The following is a 5422-nucleotide window of genomic DNA, read 5'->3' as shown; positions in this document are numbered from 1 at the left end:
GATGAGAGGGGCAGGCTTAAGCATTTAGAGATCAAAAATCAGCGACTATATCTGTAATCCGGTGGAAATAGAACTTGGCTAAAGTTAATCGCTAAATGCAAATGAGAATACTCGTGCGTAAGCCCTGATAGGGATCTAAAAGACAGTTTCAATCATCAAGTAAGCGAACAATCCCTATGAATGCTGATCTGATGAATAACGGGAGCAGGTCATATTGCTGTGGTTTGATGCAATCAGAGCCTGTTGACACCTCATCTGAGAGTTATCTTACCGACGATTCTTGTAACACTGTGACCTGGGATACCCGAAAAGTATGGAAACTATCATGTCCCCCTGTTTCCTATACAACAGGTTCAGTCAAGATCCTTCAACGAGAGGATGTCGGCTCTGTCGTATTTCGAAGAGTAAAAGCAACTACACCTCCAAGCCCCTCTGATTCACACGATAGTACCTTGAAGCTAGGGAAGGTTGCCCTGTTTCCAACAGTAGAACAGTCCAAGCCGCTATTTACCGATGATGGTGGTGTTCTACAAGTTGGGCATATCAGGTTATCGACGACGATTGACAAGGAGAGCAATAGACTCATTTTAACCGCTGAAGGAGTAGGCAAAACGAAATTGCAACGGGTTTTGACCATTAAACTCAATCAACCAACCCATCCTTTACTCTGCAAACTGTCCTGTGATGCTCGTACGGTGACGGATAATGGTGCAGAACATCTGACCTTTTCGTGTGGATTAAACCAACAGCAGCTTTCTGACCTCTTACATGGTTTGAATCAATGCTCACCAAATTCAACCTTACGTTTCTCCTTCAACTGATCAAAAATAGAAGCCAATATATTCCCAACTCATTCCTAAGCCTTTGACACTGGCCACCAGTGACGGGCATTCTTGACTGCTTGAGATATAAACCCCAAAAAAACGTATCAATGGATATAAAAACAATAATTATCGACACCCGTGATGGATTTCACCTTGCTGGCACCGAGTTTCTACCAAGGCATGCCAATGGTATTGGCTTAATCATTAATGGTGCTACTGGCGTTGTGCGAAAGTATTATCAGGCCTATGCCGAGTTCTTATGCCAACAGGGTTTTACGGTGCTGACCTATGAGTTTCGGGGTATTGGTGAGAGCCAGTCGGTAAACAGCGACGCTCCTGCACCCAGCATGCTCCACTGGGGGCAACGGGATATGGATGCGGTGCTGACGGACTTTATCCAGCGCCACCCGCAGTTGACGGTAAAAGGTATTGGCCACTCCATGGGTGGCCAGCTGCTGGGCATTTTGCCGGATAATAACCGCTACTCCGGATTTTTAAACATCGCATCACAGCATATTTACTGGAAGCACTGGCCATTGAAAGACCGGCCATTAACCATCGCGTTTTTCTTTGGTGTGCTGCCATTGTTCTATACCCTGACGGGCGGTTTGCCCAAATGGGTGCTGGGGGCAGAGTATCTCCCCCGACAGGTTGCCCGTGACTGGAGCCGTTTTGGTCGCAAAAAATCGTATATTGCTGATCTGGATGGACGACCATTACGGGATGGTTTCCGGGGGTTTACCGGGAAGATGCGCTTTTACGGTATAGCCGACGATCGACGTTTTGCACCACCCACCGCAGTTTATCAGCTTGAGAAGCTGTTCAGTAATGCGGACAGTCATGTAAAAATCCTGAACCCTAGGGATTACCAGATGAAGTCCATTGACCACTTTGGTTTTTTCAAAAAAAGCATGAACCGACAGGCATGGCAGGAAAGTACTGAATGGTTACTGGGCTGAAGGTGTCTGCGAGATGTTTTTTAACCACAGAGACACAGAGGCACGAAGAAAGACGTTATATGCCTTTGTCTTTGTGATCAAAAAAATAGCGTCAATAACCAACAAATTCTCTGAGTTTTTATTCATTCACCGTATGATCCAATCTGCTTTTTCTTAGAATATCTTATTGAGACCAATAACAATGAATAAACAATGTGCTCTGGTCGCTTGTGCGGTATTACTGTCAGGGTGCGCGGCACAACAGCCACTGGTAAAGGATGTACTGGCCAACGATGACCGTTACATGCAGGACAATCTATCCGTGCAAAATGTTCCCCAGGACGTGCAACAAGCGTTTGGGGGACTGGTTGAGGGGAACGTGACCCGGACGGTGGATATTGAGAAAACCATGATCAATATCGAGGATGGCAAAGAAAGCGCATTTGCTAAAGAAGAAACCGTCTATGTGCTGGATAACGGCCTGAACCGAGCGGTCATAAAAGACGTGAATAACGACATACATTTCCTCTCGGAGTACACCCTGGGCTATTACGGTCTTTTCGACCTGATATATCACGATTTGATCACGTCGAGGGAAAGAATGGATCCCCCCAAAACCATCACTTCTTTCTCAGAGACCAGCAGCAGCCTCGGGAAAATCAGTGAGAATACCGAATACACATTCCGATATACGGTAGACAGTCATCAGGTGGGTAGTTATGAGGAAGGGTTACACTGCAGCACCGGTGATGCTTTCCCAGCCAGTGAGTACAATCCGCTGTTCAGTGGCAACGCACTGTACATTGACTGTAATTACACCGGTACCAATGGCCAGATATGGCTAAAAACCCGGTCGATATATCTGGCAGAGTTGGATATTGCCCAGAAGATTTCTACCTCCGCTTCGAAGCGAAAAAGAGAGTGGAGATTTACCAATATTCGGGTGCAATCAATGGCTGACTGAGCAAATTAAGATGTACATAGACAGCCACTGTTAATCAAGGACATGCTTATACCACTGACTAAACCGTAAAATTTTGAACAGTGGCGCTTTCTTATAAACGATAAACTGCAGAACCGTTAATGACCATTCAGACCCGACACAGCGAAGTTCATGATATCCCACAAATTCGAGCTCTCTATGCCGAAAAAGGGGCATACAGCAATACCTTGCAACTGCCTTACCCTTCACTGGAAAAGTGGCAAAACTTTCTGGGCAAGGAGAACCCGAATTTCATCAGCCTGGTAGCCATTGATCAAGACCTGGTGCTGGGACAGATCGGAATGGAAATATTTAGCAACCCACGCCGTCGTCATGTAGCCAATATCGGCATGGCAGTGCGCACGGATGTCCAGGGACAGGGAATTGGCAGTCAACTGCTGGAAGCCGTTATTGATCTGGCCGAGAATTGGATGGCTATTCGCCGAATCGAGCTGGAAGTTTATACCGATAATGCTGCAGCCATTGCCCTTTATCAGAAATTTGGTTTTGAGATTGAAGGAACGGCCCGGGATTATGCTTTTCGCAATGGCCGTTATGAGGATGTGTACCTGATGGCCAGGATCTGCGGAAGCACTCAATAGTTATTACTGCAGAGACATAACGTCACTTGCGAAGAGCAGCTATCTTTGCCCTATTCTTGCCAATTGGCTCTTTTGTTTATCATCAGGATTGGATATGAGTGATGCAGTTTATAAAGTACTTACAAAAGCACAATGGTCAGCACTGGACAATGACGGTGAATTTACCGGTTCACAAGATGATCTGGAGGATGGATTTATTCATCTTTCAACCAGAGAGCAATACAACGGAGTCATTGACCGGTTTTTCAGGGGAATAAAACCGCTCTATATCGTTGAGTTTTCTGCAGTAGACTTTGGTGATGCACTGAAATGGGAACCGGCAAAATCCGGTGAGCTGTTCCCACATGTCTATAATCGTCCATTAAAGCAAACTGAGATATTGGGTGTTGAGGTACTGGAATAGTATGGGTTTGTGCAGAACACTTTCTGGTTTATTACTGCTGTTTGTGCTCTCTGGTTGTACACTCAATCAGCAACAGGGTGATTATCAGATTATTCATGAAGGAAAAATATCAGGTTATGCCTACCACGATTATGCCCTGAAACTGGCCAGAAATGACCGGCTGACCATTGATATCAATACACCAGCACTGGATGTCATCATTGTTGCGCCGGTTGAAGCAGCTCTTGAAAATAACCAGCCATTTACTGTACTGACCGATGATGAGTATACCCTGCGGGTACTGATGCCCAGAGCCTTTGCCCGGAGGAATGAAACCTACCAATACCAGTTATCCATTACGGTCGACCGGAATTAATTGATGGCCATCAGTAGGGTGACTTCGTCTTACGACTCTTTATTAACCACAAAGGCACAGAGACACGAAGAAAAGATATTCTTTTCTCTTGGTGTCTCTGTGCCTTTGTTTGGTGTCTCTGTGCCTTTGTGATGAACAGATCATCATCATTTATAGACACCCTTTTACTTCAACAACCGTAAATCCCCCCATTCTCCCGCTTTTTTATTGGCGATATTATTTCGAGCCGTTAAGCCACTAAGAGTTTGTTATGAGCGCTCCCATGTACAGCCAGTACGCCAATGAGTATGCAATGGCGATTACCGATAATGTTTATAACGCACTGCTTGAGCGCCCATCCATGCTGGCCATGTTGCCTGAGTTAGAAGGAAAGACGATTCTTGACCTTGGCTGTGGACCGGGCGCCTATGTGGAGCACTTTCTCAGTCAGGGTGCCCTTGTGACCGCCAGCGATATATCTCCGGAAATGGTGCAGATCGTTCAGAACCGGTTTGGTGATAAGGTTACTGCTTATGTGGTGGATTTAAGCCATGGCCTCCCGAATGAGCAGGATACATCCTACGACCTGATCGTCTGCCCACTGACCATTCATTACATTGAAGACCTGACACCTCTCTTTACTGATGCCCGGCGGGTACTTAAACCGGGTGGTTCATTTTTCTTTTCAACCCATCATCCCATTGTTGACTTTGAAGTGTCTCCCTCTGGCAACTACTTCTCCCGTGAATTGATTGTTGAAGAATGGGACACCATTGGTCACCCGGTTCAGGTTCAGTTTTACCGACGTTCCCTGACTGAGCTGTTTACGGCTATTGCCAATGCAGGCCTGTGTGTTGCCAACCTGAGTGAAGGCTGCCCAGCTGAAGTTATGAAAGAGGTCTCACCGGAGTCTTACGAGCACCTGTCCAGGAACCCGAATTTTCTCTTTGTAGAATGCAAAGCCATTGCCTGAAGCCGTTTTTTAAGCATAAAGCAACCATAAAACGATCAACAGGGAGCAGTCACTTTTGGACGCCATTGTCACCGCTGTCAGTCGCAGTGCCGAACACAACTTCAGTAAACAGAACCAGCCATCCATTACTTTGATCGAAGGTGTAGGGGTTGAAGGTGATGCCCATGCCGGCAAAACCATCAAGCATCTCTATCTGTTAAAGAAGGATCCATCACGCCCTAACCTGCGTCAGGTACACCTGATACCAATCGCATTTTCTAAATCCTTAAGCTGCCGCCAACTATGCTTAGGCATCATTACCATGCATTATCTAGAACAGATGTCTCGTCGACCACAGCTACCCGAAGGTTTTAATGATGTTGATTT

The 5422-nt window shown here is 46.1% G+C and carries 7 protein-coding genes and 1 pseudogene; all 8 read left to right on the top strand.

All coding sequences use genetic code 11. The features are described 5' to 3' along the window. Positions 1-452 precede the first annotated feature (452 nt). The gene (locus tag AK963_RS32460) at positions 453-821 is read left to right on the top strand and encodes a hypothetical protein (RefSeq protein WP_139117649.1); all 369 of its coding nucleotides are present in this window, start codon (positions 453-455) and stop codon (positions 819-821) included. Between the two features lie 110 nt (positions 822-931). Beyond that, on the top strand, positions 932-1783 hold the full coding sequence (locus tag AK963_RS25005; protein WP_066018107.1) for an alpha/beta hydrolase family protein: 852 nt from the start codon (positions 932-934) through the stop codon (positions 1781-1783). Positions 1784-1964: 181 nt separating this feature from the next. After that, positions 1965-2726, top strand: a complete 762-nt coding sequence (locus AK963_RS25000) for a hypothetical protein (RefSeq protein ID WP_066018106.1) — start codon at positions 1965-1967, stop codon at positions 2724-2726. A gap of 119 nt (positions 2727-2845) precedes the next feature. After that, positions 2846-3346: a GNAT family N-acetyltransferase gene (locus AK963_RS24995; protein ID WP_066018105.1), complete on the top strand. Its 501-nt coding sequence runs from the start codon at positions 2846-2848 to the stop codon at positions 3344-3346. A gap of 94 nt (positions 3347-3440) precedes the next feature. Next, on the top strand, positions 3441-3749 hold the full coding sequence (locus tag AK963_RS24990; protein WP_066018104.1) for a DUF952 domain-containing protein: 309 nt from the start codon (positions 3441-3443) through the stop codon (positions 3747-3749). 1 nt (position 3750) lies between these two features. Then, positions 3751-4104 carry a hypothetical protein gene (locus tag AK963_RS24985; protein WP_066018103.1) on the top strand — a complete coding sequence of 118 codons (354 nt, stop codon included), beginning with the start codon at positions 3751-3753 and terminating at the stop codon, positions 4102-4104. Positions 4105-4354: 250 nt separating this feature from the next. Continuing rightward, positions 4355-5056, top strand: coding sequence for a class I SAM-dependent methyltransferase (locus tag AK963_RS24980; protein ID WP_066018102.1), 702 nt, complete (start codon positions 4355-4357; stop codon positions 5054-5056). 55 nt (positions 5057-5111) lie between these two features. Then, positions 5112-5422: pseudogene (locus tag AK963_RS33590) on the top strand (hypothetical protein); the annotation flags it as partial.

Origin of the sequence: Endozoicomonas atrinae (genome assembly GCF_001647025.1) — a bacterium.
Lineage (GTDB): Bacteria > Pseudomonadota > Gammaproteobacteria > Pseudomonadales > Endozoicomonadaceae > Endozoicomonas > Endozoicomonas atrinae.
The sequence above is the reverse complement of the archived record's forward strand: the minus strand, read 5'-3'. Positions and strand labels throughout refer to the sequence as shown.

Bases quoted from the DNA above. Each gene is read 5' to 3' on its own strand.
- AK963_RS25005 (WP_066018107.1), top strand. From the start codon at position 932: ATGGATATAAAAACAATAATTATCGACACCCGTGATGGATTTCACCTT.
- AK963_RS25000 (WP_066018106.1), top strand. From the start codon at position 1,965: ATGAATAAACAATGTGCTCTGGTCGCTTGTGCGGTATTACTGTCAGGG.
- AK963_RS24995 (WP_066018105.1), top strand. From the start codon at position 2,846: ATGACCATTCAGACCCGACACAGCGAAGTTCATGATATCCCACAAATT.
- AK963_RS24990 (WP_066018104.1), top strand. From the start codon at position 3,441: ATGAGTGATGCAGTTTATAAAGTACTTACAAAAGCACAATGGTCAGCA.
- AK963_RS24985 (WP_066018103.1), top strand. From the start codon at position 3,751: ATGGGTTTGTGCAGAACACTTTCTGGTTTATTACTGCTGTTTGTGCTC.
- AK963_RS24980 (WP_066018102.1), top strand. From the start codon at position 4,355: ATGAGCGCTCCCATGTACAGCCAGTACGCCAATGAGTATGCAATGGCG.